Raw genomic sequence first — 20,712 nt, forward strand, 5'->3', positions numbered from 1 at the left:
GTATAAAAATCGCAGAACATTCAGCAACCTACTAAGAATCAAATCTTTGATTTGCAGACAAGAGAGTTCATGCAAATTTATACTTATTCCATTAAACTATTCAGTTACAATCAGTTTTTGACAAAGTTTTGTATCACTATCTCCGCCTATAAAAATCAGAAAATCGCCCGGTTCCACTTTTTTCACATTATCAATTCCGTAAAATGCCAGGTCTTCGGCCTTCAGCTCGAACGAAATCTTTTTCGTTTCGCCGGAGCGAAGAGCAATGCGCTGAAACCCTTTCAGCTCTTTCACCGGACGGGTAATGGAGCCTGCAATATCGCGCACATAAAGCTGAACAACCTCGGTAGCATCTAAAGTTCCGTTATTTGTCAGATCGCAGCTAACCGTCACGTATCCCGTTTTCTTCATCGATCCGGAAGATAATTGCAGATTGCCATAAGCGAAATCAGTATATGACAAACCAAAACCAAACGGCAGCCATGGACGATTTCCTGAATCGAGATAATAGGATGTATTACCCAGAGAGGTCTGGCCGGCATTCAGAGGAATCCGATCGAGAGTCATCACATTTTCGGGTGCCGGACGACCGGTATTGTTATGATTGTAGAAGAACGGTATTTGTCCGGACTCCTTCGGAAAAGTAGCTGGCAGTTTACCACTTGGCACTTCCTTCCCGAACAATAGATCGGCAATGGCAGGACCTCCCATGGTACCCGGATGCCAGACATAAAGAGTGGCATCTGCAGCCGCAACTTCTTTCATAATAGTCATTGGCCTACCTGCCATTACTACCATCACAATTGGTTTCCCGGATTTCTTCAGTTCTTGCAACAGTTCGGATTGAGCTCCTTTGAATCCCAGGTTTGAAAAGCTGTGAGCTTCTCCTGACATAATAGACTCTTCTCCGACAAACAAAAAGACTACATCTGCCTTTTGAGCAGCCTCTAACGCCTGTGGGAAGCGGGACTTATTGGTATCGCGGCAAAAAGCCAGACCTTGTTCATATAAAACATTGACTCTGTCGCCATACATTTTACGAATAGCCATAAGTGGAGTCTGTGTATGTCCATTTTCTCCGTCAAAAACCCAGGTTCCCATCTGGTCGTGTTGAGCATCTGCCAACGGACCGATAACCGCTACCGTTTTCACAGCACTGGTCAACGGCAACAGGTGATTGGTATTTTTCAATAAAACAACCGATTCCACAGCTGCTTTCTTTGCTTTTGCAAGATTGTCATCTGTATAAAACGGATTCGTTGAAGGAGTGTCTGTGTAGGGATGATCGAATAGTCCCAACCTGAATTTTACCCGCAAAATATTTCGAACTGCATTGTCAATAGTTGAGATAGAAACTTTTCCCTCTTTTACCAGCTCTTCCAGATTGTTCAAATAGCATTTGCTTACCATCTCCATATCCAAACCGGCATTCACCGATCTCAATGCAGCTTCCTTTCGGTCGGCAGCAAAACCATGATTGATCATTTCTTCCGGAGAAGTCCAGTCGGACACCACAAAGCCGTCGAAATGCCACTCGTCACGTAACACCTTTTTCAGTATAAACGGATTGGCAGTAGAAGGCACACCGTCATTGTCATTGAACGAGGTCATCACAGTAGCCGCGCCAGCCTGAACGGCTGCCTGAAATGACGGAAAATATACATTTCTCATCAAACGTTCGGGAATATTGGTGGAATTATAATCGCGTCCACCTTCGGCAGCACCATAACCGATAAAATGCTTGGCACAGGCAGCCAGAGTTCCTTTGTCTGAAAGGCGTTCGGTCTGAAATCCCTTTACCATAGCAGCACCCATAACCGACGCCAGAAAGGGATCTTCACCGAAGCTTTCGGCAATACGCCCCCAACGGGCATCGCGAGCAATGTCGAGCATAGGAGCAAAAGTCCAGTTAATACCATCAGAGCTTGCTTCCTGCGCCGCAACCCTTGCACCCTCCTTCACCAGCTCGGGATCAAAAGTTGCCGCCTGGCCCAACGGAATAGGGAAAATGGTATGATACCCGTGAATTACATCTCTTCCTACAATCAAAGGAATCCCGAGACGAGTCTCAGTTACCGCCAAACGTTGCAGGCGATTGATATCTTCGCGATTATTCACATTGAGAACCGATCCCACACGTCCCTCGCGGATGAGTTGCATAGCCGCCGCATCACGGGTTGGTCCCGAAACCTGATACATCTGCCCGATTTTCTCTTTCAGAGTCATTTTACCGAGCAGCCGGTCAATTTTCTTTTCAATAGCCGCATCTGCACTTTTTTGTGCAAAAATTGTTTCCGGACCAACGATTAGCATTAGCCCGAAAACAATAAGCGAAAAAATCTTTTTTGCCATAAATACAATACCTTATATCCTATTTGAAATCTACGAATGTATGATTATAGTCATTGCTGATTCCCCTGATTTCATATTGGTCGGTATGGTTATTCACAAATAAAGAAATGTCATTTGTGTTAATTACTCCACCGGCAGGATTGAGAACATTCAGTGTCAGTCTTCCTGTTTTTGTGCTCAGACGCTGTATGACCAAAGACTGCATTCCTTTTTTTGCTTGAGGCCAGGTCATCTCGTAAGCTCCGGAACTATTGGGGACCAATGTCGTTCCACTTGCGGAAATGACTTGATAGTCTGTACCTGCAACCAAAGAATTGGTCACCGTGATCCAAACAAAACTCACCGGATTGTACAAAGCGGTACGTTCGCTGTTCAACCAAAAAGGAACATTCACTTTTCCGGTTGTACCCACAGACTGCCAGGCCTTTCCATAATCACCAAACGTACCATTAGTCGCATTACTACCTTCTTTACTGCGTGTACTGCCATCATTAGCAATCTCGTAAGTCAGAAAGTTGCTGTAAGTATCTTTGTAGCTTGTAACATAATAGGTGTTGTCGTATTTTGCCAAGCCATCACCCCACACGTTATCTTTTTCGCAGCTCACGAGAAAGATTAACATTGGAGCCAACAGGATGAATAATATTTTTTTCATAAATATGAATCTTATCATTAAAAATTAGGGCAATATCCATGCTATCCAACTATGCATTCGAATAATCGAATAGCATGGACATTTTTATATAAGAATAATTAGAAAACCATATAACCTATGGAGTACTTAGTTACCAATTAGGATTTTGAATGATCTTACCACCCGATTGCGCCACGTCAAAGGAAGGAATCGGATAGAAATAATCTTTTGTAGCATCAAATTTGCGCATCGTTTTCGATTGCAGCACATAAAGTCCCGGTTCCGGATTGGTTGAGTATTCTACCGATCCATTAGGCGTTTTTCCTGTTGCGTCAGTAAGACGTGCTGTTCTGGCCGGGTCTTCAACGGTAATACCATTGTCAGCAGCCACATATTTTGCACCTACCATAGCTTGAGGCAATTCGGTTTCTGCTATTTTCCAACGAATCAAATCGGAATAACGAAGGTTTTCGCACATAAGCTCTACTGTACGTTCGCGGCGGATTTCGTTCAACAGGTTCAATCCATTAGCAGTAACGAAAGCATTTGTAAGTTTCACTGTAAAACCAACACGTGCACGCAATGCATTTACCGTTTCATCCAATTGAGCATCGGTAATACTTCCATTCAGTTCATACAATGCTTCTGCGTATGCGATGAGCATTTCTCCCCAACGAATGACAATGCGGTCGGTATAATCAGATGCTTGAGAAGCATTACCGTAACGGTCATTGCCACCAAACATTTTCTTCTGCACATAACCTGCCGGGTGAGTCGACATCGTTCCGAAAGGAGCAAAGGCGCCTTTACCTACAGTAATCCAACCGATTTTTGCATCACCTACAGTGGCATTCGCGTTATCCTGAGGATCTCCAATACGCCAGAAACTCATAATCAGGCGTGGATCGCGTTTGCCTATATTGCCTGTTCCTGCCGGAGTAACACCATCTTTCATATAGCCAAATGCAGTATTGAATGAGGGTTCTGGAGTAATTCTCAACGTGGTTTTGTCAATAGGCAAACCATCGGCATACAGGTACATATCAATCATTTTTCGGGTCACTGCATTAGATCCTTCGCACTGCAAGGTATACGTATGGTTGGTATAACCCGTACCTTTACCACCGTTAGGTCCGTATGCTTTCGCAAAAATAATTTCTTTGTTGGTCAAGTTGCTTTCATCAAAAAACAAAGCCTGGTACGATACAGCTGGACCTCCGACTGTATAGAGGGCATGTCCTTCTGCTTTCAGCAAAGTGTAAGCATCTATCGACTTTTGCAAGTGCGCTTTCCACTGGCTGTCGCTTCCCAATTTATGGTATTTTTGCATGGTACCTTCGTGCAAGCCAATTCTTACTTCCAAGCCCAGCGCCGATGAGCGGCTCACCCGGCGACGGTCAAACTCCGAAGTTGTACTCAATGCACTTACTTTGGGCAAGTGGGCAGCTGCAAAGTCCAAATCTTTATAACATTGTTGAATCACTGCTTCGCGAGGGGTTCTTTCAGCCTGAATATCCGGATCCTGAGTACTTTTGAAGGTTTTCAGAATTAAAGGCACATCTCCATATTTACTCACTAACTGAAAATAATAATAGGCACGGAAGAAGTAAGCTTCTGCAAGGTATTTGTCACGGGTAGTCTGATCTACAGATGCCTTACTACCTTTGTCTATAATGTTGTTTGCAGTCGCAATCTGACGATAGGGCTTACTCCAGTCATCACTTTCTGCAGGTACTGTCCAGGCACCTGTGCTGACATCACTACCCATGCATTGATCATCGCCTCGTGTATCATGGCCACCAACTTCATCGAACTGATCGTACAAACGGTTGCAAGCCCCTTTCAGGTCAGCTTCCGATTTCCAGAATCCGTCGTCTGTAAGGTCACTTTTGGGTGTAACATCCAGCAGGCTGTCGCAACTTGAAAAAGTGGCGCTTGCCAACAAAATGGCTGTATAAAATAGTATTTTTTTCATACGTTTATGATTTTGTTTTTTGTCTACATGAAATTTTCCCTGATGTGGAATTCGTTTCATTGATTTTAAAAAGTAACATTGAGTCCGAACATCCATGTACGGAAGAATGGATAATAAGTAGGACTTTGGTTATTGCCGACTTCCGGGTCAAACACACTCAATGCTTTGCTCGATTCCCATACATCGGAGCCGGACACATAAGCGCGAATGGATTGTATGAAAGAAACTTTTAATGGAATATTATATCCCAATTGAATGTTTTTCAAACGGATATAGGCACCATTCTGAACCCATCTGTCTGCCGTATGGTAATTGAAGTTGCTGCCTTTATACGGGCGGGCAAAGTAAGCGTCTGTATTTGTAGGAGTCCAGTAGTCTTCCTGAATTGTCCATGGCATTTGATACGAGTTTGCGTTGATAGCCAATGTACTTGCATCAACAATGAAAGTACGCTGGCCTACGCCCTGAAAAAGTGCCGATAAATCAAAACCATTCCATTGGATACCCAGGTTTACACCAAAGTTGTAGCGTCCATTGGAATTCCCGAGGTAAACCAGGTCGCCGTGGTCTGCAGGAGTACCTTTACCTACGCCAATAGTATGGTCAGGAGTGCCTTGTGCCAAGTATTTGGCATCACCCCCGGCAATCATACCGTCATTCCAGCTTTGGTAACCGGGATGCGCAGTTTTATAGTCAAGGTATTCCTGACGACTGTTCCAGAATCCGTCTGTCTTGTATCCCCAAATCGTGTTCATTGCATAGCCTTCAATCAGACGATTGGCACCTTCTTGAATCACATTGTTTCCGGCGTATTTATCCAGACGGTTTTGGCTGTCGTCAATATTAAATCCGACATTGTAACCTACTTTTCCAATTTTATCTCTCCATTGAAGTGAAACTTCCCATCCCCAGGTTTTCAAAATTCCGGCATTCTGATAAGCAAGATTTTCTGCTTTATATCCAACAATGTTACCCACACGTACACGAGCCAACATATCATCGTTGGTTTTCCAATAATAATCACCGGTGAATGTTAAGCGGTTTTTGAACAGACCTAGATCAACACCGACATTGGTAGACGTTACGGTTTCCCATGTTACATCATTTGACACCATGTTACCCTGGTAATAGATTGGGTTACTCATAATCTGACCACTGGAGATGGTTCCGATATAAGGATAATACATGCTATTCAACGCGGTACTATTCCCTAATTGTCCCCACGAAGCACGTAACTTTAAGTTTGAGATGACAGGCACTTTAAAGAATGGCTCTTCACTCACTCGCCATCCTCCCGAAACAGAAGGGAATAAACTCCAGCGATTGCCCGGAGCCAAGCGGGAGCTACCATCGTAACGTAACGTACCTTCCAGTAAATAACGGCCGGCATAATCATAGTTTATCCGTCCGAATAATGAAGCCATTTTCCAGGGCTGCACCGCATCGCTCACGACCGTATTAGTAGCTAAATCTTTAGCATAGTAATTCAAACTGAAGAAATCGTTACTCAAGAGATTGGAAGCAGAAACAGATATTTGATCCTTGTTATACTGCTCATATGATGCTCCGGCCAATGCATGAAAAGTATTTTTGTTCAGTTTCAGGTTGTAGTTAACCAAAAGTTCCAGTTTGTCCTGGTAATCGTTGTTCTTAGTTTTAGCCACTCCGTTCGGATTGTTGATTGGATAAGAGCGCTCAGCTCCATTTCTTGCATTTCCTTTACGGTATGGTTTATCGATTTCCTGACTCCAGAATCCGGATTTACGCGATGCATTTAAGTCGACTGTAAGACCCTTTACTAAATCCTTCAAATGTAAGTTCGCATTTCCTGTAAATGCTTTCCACCGGGCTTGAGAAAGACCGCCTTCTTTTTCTGCTTGTACCGCATTCATTTGCAAATCTGAACTATAAGGGCTTTGAGAATAAAAAGTATCCTCTTCCGGCAGATAAATTGCCTGACGTTGACGCGCTGTATACAGAGCCTGTAAGATCGTGGTTGCTCCCACTGGGTTTTCGTTGGTTACACTCTCTTCGTAAGATGTAATCAAATTAAAATCAAGATATTTACTCAATTCCGTACTCAGCGAAGAGCGTAAATTGGTTCTGTGATAGTCATCAGGCCCATATTTAAGCAACCCGTTCTTTGTATAATAACCTCCTGATACGTAGTACTTCGTTGCTCCTTGACCTCCACTTACTGTAACAGAATGACTTTGCTGAGTTGTATAGTCCTTTGTACCTTCATTCAACCAGTTGGTCGAAGCATAAAACTGGTTCCAACGTGTACCGTTTGGCAAGTAATTGAAGTTCGGATTACCGATCCACTCCATTTGTTCGGGGTTGAATTCGTCGGTGCCTCCGGAATTGACCTGTGCTACGTTCAGAATAACCTGTTCATCCCAGGACGGCATGCGTTTAGGCATATTGCCCGGAAGGTTAACACCAAAAGAGCCACTGTAGGTTACAGATAATTTTCCGGCTTTTCCTTTCTTAGTGGTGACAAGCATTACACCGGCAGCCGCACGAGCTCCATAGATAGAAGCAGCCGCTGCATCTTTTAGGACTGAAATCGTTTCGATGTCATCTGGATTCAATAATTTAAGATCGCCTTCCACGCCGTCAATCAGCACAAGCGCGCTTGCATCATTGGCTGATGAAAACCCACGAATACGCAATCCGTTAGCTTCATTCCCGGGACGCCCGCTGTTACGCAGCACTGTAATACCCGGCATTTGCCCCTGAAGTGCAGTAAGTGCGTCGGTAGTGGATCTGGATGCAATGTCTTTACCCGAAATAGCTTCAACGGCACCTGTCAGGTTTACCTTCTTTTGAACACCATAACCGACGACAACCACTTCGTCCAGTTTTTTTGTATCTTCAATCAACTTGATGCTGAGAGGAGCACTTCCTTTTGCCTCGACTTCCTGCTTAATGAAGCCGATATACGAGAGCACAAGGATCGCTCTGGGATTTGTTTTGATTGTGAACTGCCCGTTCATATCTGTAACCGTTCCAGTAGTAGTTCCCTTAATAACAACAGAAACACCTACAAGAGGTTCGCCGCCTGCATCACGGACAACCCCCTTGACGGAAGCTTCCTGAGCATAAATTGTGCCGAACAGACAGCACAACAACAGTAAGATTAGATTTTGTCTGATTTTCCTCATGTTTACAATTTTAAGTCATTAACTAACATTGGATCATTTCTCATAAATTAATTTCAATTGAAAAGTATTTATCACACATACCGTGTATTACTTTGGACTTAATCAACCTTGACGCACATATGGACGTCATCTGAAAAGGAAACTTATTCTGTCAATGAGAAAGGAATCTTGGCTACATGTTTGTACGGCATGCAGAAGGAAGGAACCAAAAGAGGCAGAATAGCAGTTACATAATTCCATCCGGAGAGTACAAGGTTTCTCATGAAAAAAGACATTCAGGTTGGCCAAATCAGAATGCTCCAGCAGGAGCAAATGGACGGACACATCTCACTGATTTCAGCGAGTGCCTGTTTCTAAATTTCCGGCTGCAAAAATAGAGGGAAGATGTGGAAGGGAAGGCATAATTACCCACGACAAAAACACGTATACCGGGTACAAAAAAACACAACAACAATACGACATTAAAATTTTACAACTTACAAAATCAACTATTTACAATTTATTTTAACACAACAAACACCCACACGAACATTCTGACTATTTCGTATCCGGCAAAAAGTAACTATAAGAGATTTTTCAGACTAAGCATTACGAGATGAGACCGTAAAAGAAGAAAAACGGACATGAAACGTGCAACAATCTTGCGTTGACACCAACAAAAAATGCCACCTGATAACAGCGGCATTTTTTATTACTAAATAAACAATAACTTACAGCTTACTTAAGAAGTCACGCAGATTTTCGTCCCTTTCCATCCCAAATTTTTTTCTCAATCTGTAGCGAACGGTCTCCACGCTACGAGGCGAAATATTGAGCAAAGAGGCAATTTCCTTCGAAAGCAGATCCATTTTCAGATATACACACATTTTCCGTTCGCTGTAGGTAAGTTCGGGATACTGATCCGTCAATTTCTGCAGAAACCCGTTGTTGACATAATCGAAATTCTGTTCAAACTTCTTCCAGTCCTCGTCGTGCTGCATATTTTGATCAATCTTACCAGAGAGAGCTAAGAGGCGTTTCTTCATATGAACGTTTTCCTGTTCTGGTATTGCCGTAGATATTTTTAGCAAGTCGCTTTTCAGATCCTGTAGCATTTCGTTTTTGCTCACAAAATTGAGCATAACATTAGACAACTCACGACTTTTATGCATTAAATCACTTTCCAACTGTTCGCTTTTCAAGTTAATAATCTCTTTTTCCCGCTCCATTTCCAGTCTGCGAAATTCCTCTTCACGAGCTGCAAGTTCTGCCTGTTGCCGCGCTTCAATTTGCCGGCTATGACGCCGTATTCTTCTTTTATCAAGAGTAACCAAATATCTGCCTGCAACATAAAGCAGTATCAAATAAATAATATAAGCCCACCACGAACGATACCAGGGAGGCCTGACCCTGAAAACAAACTCATCAACAGCAATCTGACCGTTAGCTGTGCGGGCTTTCACCTTAAATGTATATTCGCCCTCGTGCAAAGCGGTATATTCTTTCGTCGTTCCATGACTCCAGGGCGACCAGTCATCATAACCTTCGAGCTTATACGAATACTCTACTCCCGAACTAAGCAAATAATCGACCACTCCAAACTCAAACCGGAGAGAATTGTATCTATACGAAATTTTTGGCATCATCTTTTCGGCGCCAAAAGAGGCTGAATAAAGAAGAGAATCATAACGCGATAACACTACACGGTTGACTTTCAGAAAGAGGTTTGCCTGAGCAGACTGTTTCTTTTGAAATTGTGCCATATAAAACCCTTTTTCACTGGCAATCAGCGCGGACAGACCAGACAACGGATAAACCATTTCATAGCCCTCCTTCAGTTCCAGCCCTCCTTTTATATTGTCGCAAAGCCGACCCTGAGGAGTGTATAGATTCAGCTGACTTTCAGACAGAGTCCACACATTGCCAAACGATTCAGCCAACCGCTTGATGCCCGGTTGAAAGTATTTATTGAAGCTTCCTACACCATTATCCGGCTCCATTCTATCACGTTTCCCATTGTAACGATAAACGCCGTTTGGAGTTATAAATAGAATTTTCCCTCCAATTTTTTCAATTCCCACTTTCTGGTTCGACGGCAGGCCTTCGTTAAATCCGTAGCTTTTAACACGTAGAAGTGTCACGCCATCGGCAGCCAGTTGCAATCTTATTATTCCTTTCTGGTCATGACTAACCCAGACTCCATACCGATCTTCTTCAAAGAATTTAGTCGATTCGTAAAATCCCTTGATACGGCTCAGTTTGGTCCAATGCCCATCTTGTTTCCACAACACAAACATGCCACTGTAACAACCTATCAACACGCGATCCGACTTTTCCGAAAGTTTACACGACCAGGCACCTCCCGTATCGAAACTACTTTCAATATGGTCTCCATTAAGAATAAACACTCCTTTGTCATGAGAGCAAAATATTTTATTTTCAATCACATTCAGATCCCACACCTGCCCGTTAAGACTGCTTATAGAATTGAGTTTTAGCGAATATGGTGAAACAGCAATCGGCCATGAGGTATAATAAAGACCTTCGTTAGTCCCCAGATAAACATGATTTCCAAGCAGTTTGGCCGTATATCCAACTCCGTAAAAATTAGGCGAAGAATACAAGGTTGAAAGTGCACCACTCAATCGCAACGTACTGATTCCCCGATTGAGCCCCATCCACAGATTTTCGGACATATCAAAACTCATGCTCAATACGGTATTGTCCTGCAAGCCGTTATTCATATTTGAAAAAGTAACGGCTTTACCTTGCCGGTTAAGAATAGCAACACCATTACGGATAGTCCCGATCGCTATAAAACCAGGTGAGACGGCACAACAAAATAGTTCGTTCTCACGGATAAAAGCGTCAATTTCTGTATTAAACTTCTTAAGCGAATCGTTTTCATAAATAAACAGTCCGTCGTTAGAGGTGGCAATCAAAAGCTGATTTGCAGACAACGGAATCAACGAACGAATCCGTTTTCCAACAAGCTGTTCACAGTTTTTGGCCATACTAAAGCGGTTCCCCAACAACATAAACAACCCTTTTTTAGTCCCGGTGTAAATTACTCCATTGAACAAGACCGAGCAATCGAGTTTCATTCCGGCATCAATGTAACTCACAGCATTTCCGGTTTGTTTAATCAACACTCCGTCAGTCTGGTAATAAATTACCTGATCCGACTGAAAAATATTCCACACGTTTCCAAAAGAACCCTTTTGCCGAATTACATTTCTGGAAATGGAGTGATATTGCTGTCGTCCCGACTTATCGGCTTCAAAGTATCCGAACTCGGCAATACCGCCCACATAGAGTCGCTTGCCGGGCACCATCATCATACTTCTCACATTATCGTTCGGCACCACATAACGGTTCCAGCTCTGCCCGTTATATTCCAGCAGGCCCTTGTTATTAGCCACATAGATCCAGCCATTTACACCCTGTCTGATTTGCCAGCTCTGCGAACCTGCCTTATACTGTTGTCGTGTAAAATTGGTTACCGGATAGCTCCATTGGGGGAAAAGAGAAAATGGAATAACTAACAAAAAAAGAGATAGTATGATGTGCTTTTTCATGTTTCTGACTCAAGATTGACTCAACAATTGTAAAATTATTTTCCTGAAAACTGAAAATCAATCGATTTCACTCTCAAGACAAGGGTGCAAAGATAATAAATTTACAACGAGGTGGCGATGTCGCGTGGACGACACGAAAACAAAAAAAGGTTTGATTAGCGGGCGTTTTTATTCCCATAATAACACAAAACAAACTTAATTTTTGCCTGTTTTAGATAATTTATGCAGTCTCAAATCACTTTTCACCCCACTGCAAAGCTCTTTCTATTTTACTATACGTCAGTTAATAACAGCATTTTCGTTCCTTTTGAAAAGAATACAAGTTAAAAGCATGCAAAAAGCTTTGAAGTTTCATATTTTTTGTATCTTTGTAAACTATTTTCTTATATCATATGGAAAAAATAGACAACCTAGATCGCAAAATATTAGAAATCATCACGCAAAATGCACGGACTCCATTCAAGGATGTAGCCGAAGAATGTGATGTTTCGCGCGCAGCCATTCACCAACGTGTGCAAAGGCTGATAGATATGAAAGTAATAACCGGTTCCGGATATTATGTTGATCCCCGAGCACTTGGTTATAGCATGTGTACCTATATCGGAATTACTCTCGAAAAAGGTTCCATGTACAAAGAGGTGGTGCCAAAATTAGAGACAATTCCTGAAATTGTAGAATGCACCTACACCCTCGGACCGTACTCGCTTCTTATAAAAATGTATGCAAAAAATCCCGAACATCTTCTTGAATTGCTCAACGGACGCATTCAGGAAATCGACGGCATTGTTGCTACCGAAACTCTCACGGTACTGGATCAGCGCATACTGCGCCAAATCCCGATATTAACCGAAGAGTAACTTTTGACGACGCAAATTACAACCCTGTCTGACTTAGTCCGGCAGGGTTGTTCGTTTTAAATGCAATTGGAAACGTTTGCAGAGGCGCTCATCGCTTTTCAATCAGGACAACAATCTAAATAGCTCAAATTGTTCTATATTTGACCCCTATCAATTTTCCAACATTACCTAATCTATGTACAAATCCATTTTTGTTGTCTGCCTACTTGCAATCTCAACAACCATTCTGAATGCACAAATTGAACGCGTCGAACCTGCCTTTTGGTGGGTTGGAATGAAAAATCCAAAACTACAACTGCTGATTCACGGAAAAGATATTTCCAAAAATCAGGTTTCGATCAGTTATCCCGGAGTTAAAATCATCAAAGTCAACAAGGTTGAAAACCCCAATTACCTTTTTGTTGATCTGACCATCGACTCTAAAACAGCCAAAGCCGGCAAATTGAATATTAGTTTGAAACAAAACGGAAGAACAGAAGCGACTTACACGTACGAACTAAAAAAACGCAAAGCCGGCTCGGCAAACCGACAGGGCTTCACCTCTTCCGATGTGGTTTACCTACTGATGCCCGACCGTTTTGCCAATGGAGATCCTACTAACGACAATGTGGCTTCTCAACCAGAAAAAGCCAACCGCACCATCGACTACGGTCGCCATGGCGGAGACATCAAAGGCATTGAGGATCATCTTGACTACATCAAACAACTGGGTGCAACTGCCATCTGGAGCACGCCGTTACTTGAAAACAATTATACACAATACACGTATCACGGTTATGCCATCAGCGACTTTTACAAAATTGACCCGCGTTACGGAAGCAACGACGATTTTGCAAAGCTGGTAGCCGCAGGGCATCAGAAAGGTCTGAAAACCATTATGGACATGGTCTCTAACCATGGTGGAATCGGAGCCTGGTGGATGAAAGACCTGCCGATGACAGACTGGATTCATCAGTGGCCGACATTTACGCGAAGCAACCACAAAGCAATCACAACCAAAGACATACACACCGCACAATGCGATCTGAAATTGGATCAGGAAGGATGGTTCGACACCACCATGCCCGACATGAACCAAAACAACCCCTATTTTTGGACCTATTATATTCAGAATAATATCTGGTGGATCGAATTTGCCGATTTGGACGGCATTCGTATGGATACGTATCCTTACAACGACCGCAACGCCATGGCAAAATGGGCAAAAGCTATTCTCGAAGAATACCCCCATTTCAACCTTGTGGGCGAAACATGGCAACACAGTTCGGAAGACATTGCCTTTTGGCAGAAAGATGCAGTAAACTCTCTACACTACAATTCTTATTTGCCTACTCCAATGGATTTCGTAATGAATGACGCTCTTTCAACCTGTTTCAATGAACAAGGCAATGGATGGAATGAACAAGGGATGAATAAACTATACAATACCATTGCAAAAGATTACCTTTTCGCCAATCCGAATAACCTCTTCATTTTTGCCGAGAACCACGACACGCAACGCTACAACAACACCTTGAAAGGCGATCTTGATAAATATAAGATGGCAATGTCGTTTTTAATGACTACAAGAGGAATTCCCCAAATATATTATGGCACAGAAATAGGAATGACCGGCGACAAAAATAAAGGTGACGGCGATATCCGTCGTGATTTTCCCGGAGGATGGGCAGGTGACAGTATCAATGCTTTTATTCCACAGGGAAGAACTCAATTCCAGAAAAGCTACTATGATTTCACATCAAAGTTGCTCAACTGGCGCAAAAGCAAGGAGGTAATTCATACCGGAAAACTGTTGCATTATGTTCCTGAAAACGATATTTATGTCTATTTCCGCTATAACGACAAAGAAACCATTATGGTTATTCTCAACAACAACGACAACGAACAAAACCTCAAAACAGATCGGTTTGTTGAAGGAATTAAAAGCCACCAAGAAGGAACAGACGTGATTACCGGAACAAAATATCTTTTGGCCAACACAATCACCCTCCCCAAAAAGTCAGCTTTAATATTGGAACTAAAATAACAGCAAAACAAACTCGTAAATAAGAAAGCAGGAACCGGTTTCGGTTTCTGCTTTTTGTTTATACGCCTCAACACTTTTACCTCACTCCAATCCGGACTCATCCATTTCTTTCGTTATTTTTTCCTCCTAACTACCTATCTCTCATCCGAAAACAAAACAACAGACACGCTAGCACACAAAAAACAATAACAAGGGCTTCCCTTGTGAAAAACCTAAGTACTTAACAAACAGATTAATAAACACAACAAACAATAAATCAAGCATATAATTGAACAATAAAAATATTTTTTCAAACATAAACCCCTCATTATGAAATAAAATATCTATATTTCGCTCGATTTATTTAACAAAATATATCTTGATAAAATAGTTTTGGTAGGGATGTTTATCTTAACACACCGACCAAAAAGGGATCAGAAAAACACACTTTTCATCTTCTTCTGTAAATACACAGACGATAGATTGTTCGCGTTCAATTACTAACCTTAAAGTTGATGAAACCAATTCTTGTGCTTATCATTTTTATTATAAGCATGAAAGCCCCTTTCATGCAGGCTCAGCAAATCACCTTAGCCGAACAAAAGAACGATTTGGTTCCTATTGATACCTTAGCCCGAAGAATTGAGGCGAACCACCACATCAAACTTTACTTCAATCCGCAGTGGTTTGCCGCCAAAAAATTCCGCGAGTCAATTGCAAGCCGCCCTCTCGATGAATGCCTTACCATCATCAAACGAATCTCCGAATTGGATTGCATACGGTTAAATTCTGACATTTACGCATTCGCACCTCCAAGGTTAAAAAATTATTCCAACAAAAAAGACTTAAATGGAGTCTTAATTATTGGAGACAAAAGCAAGAACGAAACTCCGACTCTGGCACAACTAAAAGGAAAAATTCTGAATGCTAAAACCGGAGCTCCATTATCAGGCGCAAAACTCTCCATCGACAAAATCAATCTGAGCTGGACAGCCGACAAAAACGGATCTTACAAAGCAACCATTCCGCCGGGCGAATATGACATCCGCCTGTATTATCCGGGGCTGAAAGAAGAAATCCGTATGATTCGAGTCAACGGTAGCGGCATTGTTGATTTTGAGATGGCAGAAAGCTCCATTCTTCTAAAGGAAGTGCTCGTTATGGGCACCGCCATGGATCAGAATGTCAATCGTGCGCAAATGAGCACACTCAAACTTACATCCAAAGTAATAAAAGAACTTCCTCTAACTTTGGGAGAACGAGATATTATTAAAAACATGACACTACTGCCCGGAGTACAGTCGACAGGTGAATTTGGTACTGGCTTTTTTGTACGGGGCGGAGGGTCTGATCAAAACCTGATTCTGTTGGAAGATGTTCCGTTATTCAATTCGGCTCACGTTTTCGGGATGAATTCGGCCATCAACTCCGATGGCATCAACAGTGTTTCCTTAATGAAAGGAGGAATTCCCGCCAAGTACGGAGAAAGAGCATCTTCGGTAATGGATGTACGCTTCAACAACAATGGAGAAAAGCCTTCCTTGCGAGCCGGCATCGGGCTTCTTGATTCTCGCATGAATTACGAAACGCCCCTCTTCAACAAAAAAGTTTACTGGCAAATCAGTGGCCGGTCATCTTACTCCGACTGGTTACTTCACGCCATGCCCGATGAAGACCTAAAACAAAGTTCGGCAAGGTTCTACGACATCAATTCTCTCGTCAGCATAGCCATAACACCCAAGGACCACCTTTCCGTTTTTGGCTATTACAGCAACGACCATTTCGGCTTTACGAAACAAAACCCTTACCAATACGACAATACGCTCGCCTCAATTAAATATAAACACATTGTGAACGACAAAATCAATGCGAGTATCGTCATAGGGATGAGTCGTTATCAAAACAACCAAAACGAAAGAGACACATTGCAAAAAACAACCGCCTATAAGTTCAAGTCGTCCGTCCAATATTACACGACGAAAACGAATGTTGGCTGGAGACCCAATGACACACACTCACTCGAAGGCGGCATCAATGCCACCCTTTACAAAATTCACCCGGGCTATTTGAGCCCTTACGATTCACTGTCGACTGTTCAAGCTAAAAAAATCAATTCGGAACAAGGCATCGAAGTAGCATCGTATCTATCTGACAGTTGGACGATTTCTCCAAAAATCAGTGCCGATTTGGGGTTGCGATTTACTCAATATGCCAACCTAGGTCCGAGCGAGGTTTTGATATTCAAACCCGACGCTGCTTCCACGCAGGAAAATATCATTAACACCCGATCTTATGGCAACCATTCCATTGTCAAATGGTATTCAAGCCTTGAGCCCCGCTTGTCGGTTCGTTATTTAATTGGAAAGTCAAGCTCCATAAAAGCAAGTTACAATCGCATCAGCCAATTTATAAACCTCATTTCAAACACATCGGTAATGTCGCCTTCGGATGTGTACAAACTAAGCAGCCCCAACATCAAACCACTCGTTTGCAATCAGATAGCGCTGGGCTATTTCAGCAACTTCATGAACAACAGCATCGAGACATCCATAGAAGTATACTATAAAAAACTGGACAACTTAATCGACTATCGCAATGGAGCCACCATCTTCATGAACAACCAGTTAGAAGCTGACTTATTACAAGCATCCGGGCATAATTACGGAGCAGAACTGTTTGTCAAAAAAAACACCGGGAGTCTAACAGGATGGATCAGTTACACCTATTCTCGCTCACTTCGCCATACCAACAGCCCATATGCTACCGATCAAATCAACTCAAACAAATACTATTCCTCTACGTTTGATATACCACACAATCTGGTCGTTACAGGCAATTATCATCTAACCCGCCGCTGGTGGCTTTCCGGCACATTTACCTATCGAACGGGGCAACCGGCCACATTGCCGGAGTACAAATATATATTTCAAGGCAACCAGTACCTCTACTATTCTGACAGGAACAAGTACAGGCTCGAAGATTACCACCGTTTAGATATTGCCATTACACATGAAGAAAATCTGAGATTGAAACGGGTTTTCAAAGGAAGCTGGACGCTTTCCATCATTAATGTATATGCACAAAAGAATCCTTATTCTACCTATTACAAGAATTCATCCAAGATTTCGCAGGCATTCAATCTGTATGAACTCTTTATCATTTCAAAACCGATTCCCACATTAACCTTTAATTTCTCATTTTAACACTATGTCTCGCTACTTCAATTTATCCATATTGGCATTGTTGATACTTTGCACTACAGGTTGTTCGGAAGTTTACTACCCCAAAGTTATTTCCGACAACGAGCTATTGGTAGTAGACGGACTCATTACCAATGCAAGCGGGCCATTCGTAATAAAACTGAGTAAGGCGGTAAAATACGGTTCAGGTTCCGTTTCTTCCCCCGATCCTGTATCTAATGCCAAACTTACTATTTTTGACAACAATGGATCATATCCACTGCAAGAAACATCACAGGGAGAATATACCACGCCGCCATCTTTTGTGACCAAAATCGGAAACAGTTATAAACTACAAATTCAAACAGAGGATGGTTATATGTATGAATCAGACCCTCAACAACTTCCAGCCCCTCAGTCATACGACAGCATCAAATCCTATTATACTACTGAAAAAATTCTGGATTCAGACAAATCGTTGCTGACACTAACGGGGGCTGACGTTCGGATTGACCTGTTAAATTCTTCTTCTGATAAAATCAAGTGCAGATTTACAACAAACTTAACAGTTCAATACAGATATTCTATACCTCCGGTTACCCCATATGGTTCTATAGACGCAACCGACATCAGCTACTGCACCGGATATTTATGTCATGGATGGGCAACAAATTTATCCATCGAAAACAATGTAAATATCACGGATGAGATTTCTACGAGCGCAAACAACAGTATATCAAATCATAAAATCGGATTTATCCCATTTTCGATTGCCGGATATCAGGCCGATCAAGATCTCAAATTTGTTCCCAGTGTGGCATATTTATATTTTTATTTAAAGATTAACCAATACACATTAAATGACGCAACCTATGCTTTTTACAAAGCAGCCAAAGGACAACTCAATGCTTCCGGCAAAATATTTGATCCAATTGCATCACAACTATATAGCAACATAAAATGCACAAATAATCCTTCAAAAACGGTATTGGGATTCTTTGAAGCCTCATCAGTAGTCAACACAGCCTTCTTCATACGACAAGGGGATAATTCTGTACTAATTAACAAAGTACCTACTGTTAAAATACCACCAAACACTCTTGTTGAAAATAAATATTGGGCATGCGAAAGCCTGCCACCAAAGGACTTCTACTTAGGAAACCTTCCTTATCCATCCTGGTGGGGACATGGGGTATTATAAAACATGAGTTCCATATGACCATTATACAACAAGCTATTTGCAAATGAAATATCTTCTTTCAATCATATTTGTTCATTGCATTTTATACAGCGCCTTTGCTCAGAATTTCCCCATAGAGAAACTCGCTTTGCAAACCGACAGGGAAACTTATGTTACAGGCGAGCCGGTCTTATTCAAGCTGGACGTTCTGGATGCCGCCACCCACCGTCCTTCCTCTATAAGTAAGATTGGGTACATTGTGCTTAGAAACGCCAACTCGACAACTATCCGACAACTCCGAATCCGCATCGACGACGGCGCAGCCAACGGTAATATTTCGTTGCCCGACACCTTGAGCTCCGGTTTATACCAAATTGTAGCGTTTACAAACCTACTACGCAATTACGGCGAAAAATTCTATTTCAAAAAACAATTAACCATTATCAACCAATCGGATACAAACTTTGATTTTTATAAAAATAAATCCAAACCGACCAGTGAGCAATCAGCAAATACGGATAGCCCGTTAAGCATTGAATGCGATTCTACCCACTACAAGCCCTGCCAGAGAATAGCCGTCAAATTGCATTCGGTATCATCCGGAGCCAATGTTGCCGTTTCTGTTTTTGAAAGCAACAGTCAATACACCTGCAAACCGGCCGAACCCGCTAATAATTTTGACCATAAACTCATTACAACTTACGCATATTTGCCCGAGACAAAAGGAAATATCCTAAAAGGAGAAGTCCTTGATGCAACCAGTCAGCAAAAAATCAAAAACGCTGTCGTATTATTATCCCGTATCGACACAGTTCCGAATCTAAAATACGCTATTACAGATTCCGAAGGAAAATTTCGCATGTTTTTAAGCAATTATTACGATGGGAAAGATCTGTTTCTAACCATAAAAGATGTCCCCAAAAATGCAAACTGGAAAATCAAAATTGAAGACAAATTTGCTTTGAATCAGAAATTCACACCATCTCCCCTTGCTGGCATCGACACTGCTTTTTTTACTAAGAGTCAAAACGTTGTCTACATCAATAAATCATACGAAATAGATCCACACAAACAAGAAAAAGCAAATGAGGTAAAACCAGCTCCTGCCCCACGGTTTTATTTCGGATCCGCAACTACCATTTATCCGGCAGACTTTACCCCTCTGGATAATTTTTCGGAAATTGTAACCGAGCTGGTTCCCCTACTTTATATCAGAAAGCAGGGAGACAAAAAATGGCTGGATATTTTAGGCGCAGCAAGCAATCAATTCGAAAACAAAGGTGCCGCCCTATTTCTGGATGGCGTTTATGTCGATGATATAAATAAAATCTTAGACTTCGGATCGGATATTATCAAAAAAATAGACGTTCTCTATAAAGAAAGGTGCTTTGGAGATTTAGTTTTTCAGGGAATGGTAGCCATTAGCGGGAAAGAAAATCTCATTCGGACACTCACTCCCGCCAGTTACTCGTTACGAATTATGAATCCGGCAATCGCCAATAATTATTTTTTATCGGCCAATGCAGATCCTGCAACAGCAAACAAAAACAAACCGTTTGTAACACAACTGCTTTATTGGAATCCCAACATTTTCATTTTCGACAAGAAAGATACTGAAATTGTATTTTTTACTTCCGAAAACAAAGGAACTTACACCATTAAAGCGGAAGGATTTACACAAAACGGAGAACCCGTATGTACCAGCACAAAAATTGAAGTAAAATAATGCATTTATGACACAAAAGAAAATTCTGATTCTCCTCTTTATGGCATGCTGGAACCTCGTCGTTTTCTCGCAAAACCATA

General features: G+C 42.0%; 10 protein-coding genes. 5 read left to right on the top strand and 5 right to left on the bottom strand.

Features of this window, described 5'->3' with window-relative positions; genetic code table 11:
• Positions 1-96: 96 nt before the first annotated feature.
• From PJIAN_RS00645 to PJIAN_RS00665, 5 genes are all read right to left on the bottom strand, one after another.
• Positions 97-2,313: a glycoside hydrolase family 3 N-terminal domain-containing protein gene (locus PJIAN_RS00645; protein WP_101750727.1), complete on the bottom strand. Its 2,217-nt coding sequence runs from the start codon at positions 2,311-2,313 to the stop codon at positions 97-99.
• A gap of 58 nt (positions 2,314-2,371) precedes the next feature.
• Positions 2,372-3,007 carry a hypothetical protein gene (locus PJIAN_RS00650; protein WP_068701106.1) on the bottom strand — a complete coding sequence of 212 codons (636 nt, stop codon included), beginning with the start codon at positions 3,005-3,007 and terminating at the stop codon, positions 2,372-2,374.
• Between the two features lie 130 nt (positions 3,008-3,137).
• Positions 3,138-4,961 carry a RagB/SusD family nutrient uptake outer membrane protein gene (locus tag PJIAN_RS00655; protein ID WP_084252270.1) on the bottom strand — a complete coding sequence of 608 codons (1,824 nt, stop codon included), beginning with the start codon at positions 4,959-4,961 and terminating at the stop codon, positions 3,138-3,140.
• Positions 4,962-5,026: 65 nt separating this feature from the next.
• A complete protein-coding gene (locus PJIAN_RS00660; RefSeq protein ID WP_068701108.1) occupies positions 5,027-8,128 on the bottom strand; it encodes a SusC/RagA family TonB-linked outer membrane protein in 3,102 nt (1,033 codons plus the stop codon).
• A 710-nt stretch (positions 8,129-8,838) separates the two neighbouring features.
• A complete protein-coding gene (locus PJIAN_RS00665) occupies positions 8,839-11,685 on the bottom strand; it encodes a helix-turn-helix and ligand-binding sensor domain-containing protein (protein ID WP_068701109.1) in 2,847 nt (948 codons plus the stop codon).
• A 392-nt stretch (positions 11,686-12,077) separates the two neighbouring features.
• Here PJIAN_RS00665 and PJIAN_RS00670 point away from each other — a divergent pair, with 392 nt between their 5' ends.
• From PJIAN_RS00670 to PJIAN_RS00690, 5 genes are all read left to right on the top strand, one after another.
• Complete coding sequence (locus PJIAN_RS00670) at positions 12,078-12,542, top strand: Lrp/AsnC family transcriptional regulator (RefSeq protein ID WP_068701110.1); 465 nt, start codon at positions 12,078-12,080, stop codon at positions 12,540-12,542.
• Positions 12,543-12,717: 175 nt separating this feature from the next.
• Positions 12,718-14,568: a glycoside hydrolase family 13 protein gene (locus PJIAN_RS00675; protein WP_068701111.1), complete on the top strand. Its 1,851-nt coding sequence runs from the start codon at positions 12,718-12,720 to the stop codon at positions 14,566-14,568.
• 494 nt (positions 14,569-15,062) lie between these two features.
• Positions 15,063-17,750 carry a TonB-dependent receptor gene (locus PJIAN_RS00680; RefSeq protein ID WP_068701112.1) on the top strand — a complete coding sequence of 896 codons (2,688 nt, stop codon included), beginning with the start codon at positions 15,063-15,065 and terminating at the stop codon, positions 17,748-17,750.
• 4 nt (positions 17,751-17,754) lie between these two features.
• Entirely contained in the window at positions 17,755-18,927 is a 1,173-nt protein-coding gene (locus PJIAN_RS00685; RefSeq protein WP_068701113.1) for a DUF4249 domain-containing protein, read from the top strand.
• A 43-nt stretch (positions 18,928-18,970) separates the two neighbouring features.
• On the top strand, positions 18,971-20,632 hold the full coding sequence (locus PJIAN_RS00690; protein WP_068701114.1) for a hypothetical protein: 1,662 nt from the start codon (positions 18,971-18,973) through the stop codon (positions 20,630-20,632).
• Positions 20,633-20,712 lie beyond the last annotated feature (80 nt).

Source organism: Paludibacter jiangxiensis, assembly GCF_001618385.1.
Classification (GTDB): domain Bacteria; phylum Bacteroidota; class Bacteroidia; order Bacteroidales; family Paludibacteraceae; genus Microbacter; species Microbacter jiangxiensis.

Coding starts and splice junctions, on each gene's coding strand:
- PJIAN_RS00645 (WP_101750727.1), bottom strand. CDS start 2,313: ATGCTAATCGTTGGTCCGGAAACAATTTTTGCACAAAAAAGTGCAGAT.
- PJIAN_RS00650 (WP_068701106.1), bottom strand. CDS start 3,007: ATGAAAAAAATATTATTCATCCTGTTGGCTCCAATGTTAATCTTTCTC.
- PJIAN_RS00655 (WP_084252270.1), bottom strand. CDS start 4,961: ATGAAAAAAATACTATTTTATACAGCCATTTTGTTGGCAAGCGCCACT.
- PJIAN_RS00660 (WP_068701108.1), bottom strand. CDS start 8,128: ATGAGGAAAATCAGACAAAATCTAATCTTACTGTTGTTGTGCTGTCTG.
- PJIAN_RS00665 (WP_068701109.1), bottom strand. CDS start 11,685: ATGAAAAAGCACATCATACTATCTCTTTTTTTGTTAGTTATTCCATTT.
- PJIAN_RS00670 (WP_068701110.1), top strand. CDS start 12,078: ATGGAAAAAATAGACAACCTAGATCGCAAAATATTAGAAATCATCACG.
- PJIAN_RS00675 (WP_068701111.1), top strand. CDS start 12,718: ATGTACAAATCCATTTTTGTTGTCTGCCTACTTGCAATCTCAACAACC.
- PJIAN_RS00680 (WP_068701112.1), top strand. CDS start 15,063: ATGAAACCAATTCTTGTGCTTATCATTTTTATTATAAGCATGAAAGCC.
- PJIAN_RS00685 (WP_068701113.1), top strand. CDS start 17,755: ATGTCTCGCTACTTCAATTTATCCATATTGGCATTGTTGATACTTTGC.
- PJIAN_RS00690 (WP_068701114.1), top strand. CDS start 18,971: ATGAAATATCTTCTTTCAATCATATTTGTTCATTGCATTTTATACAGC.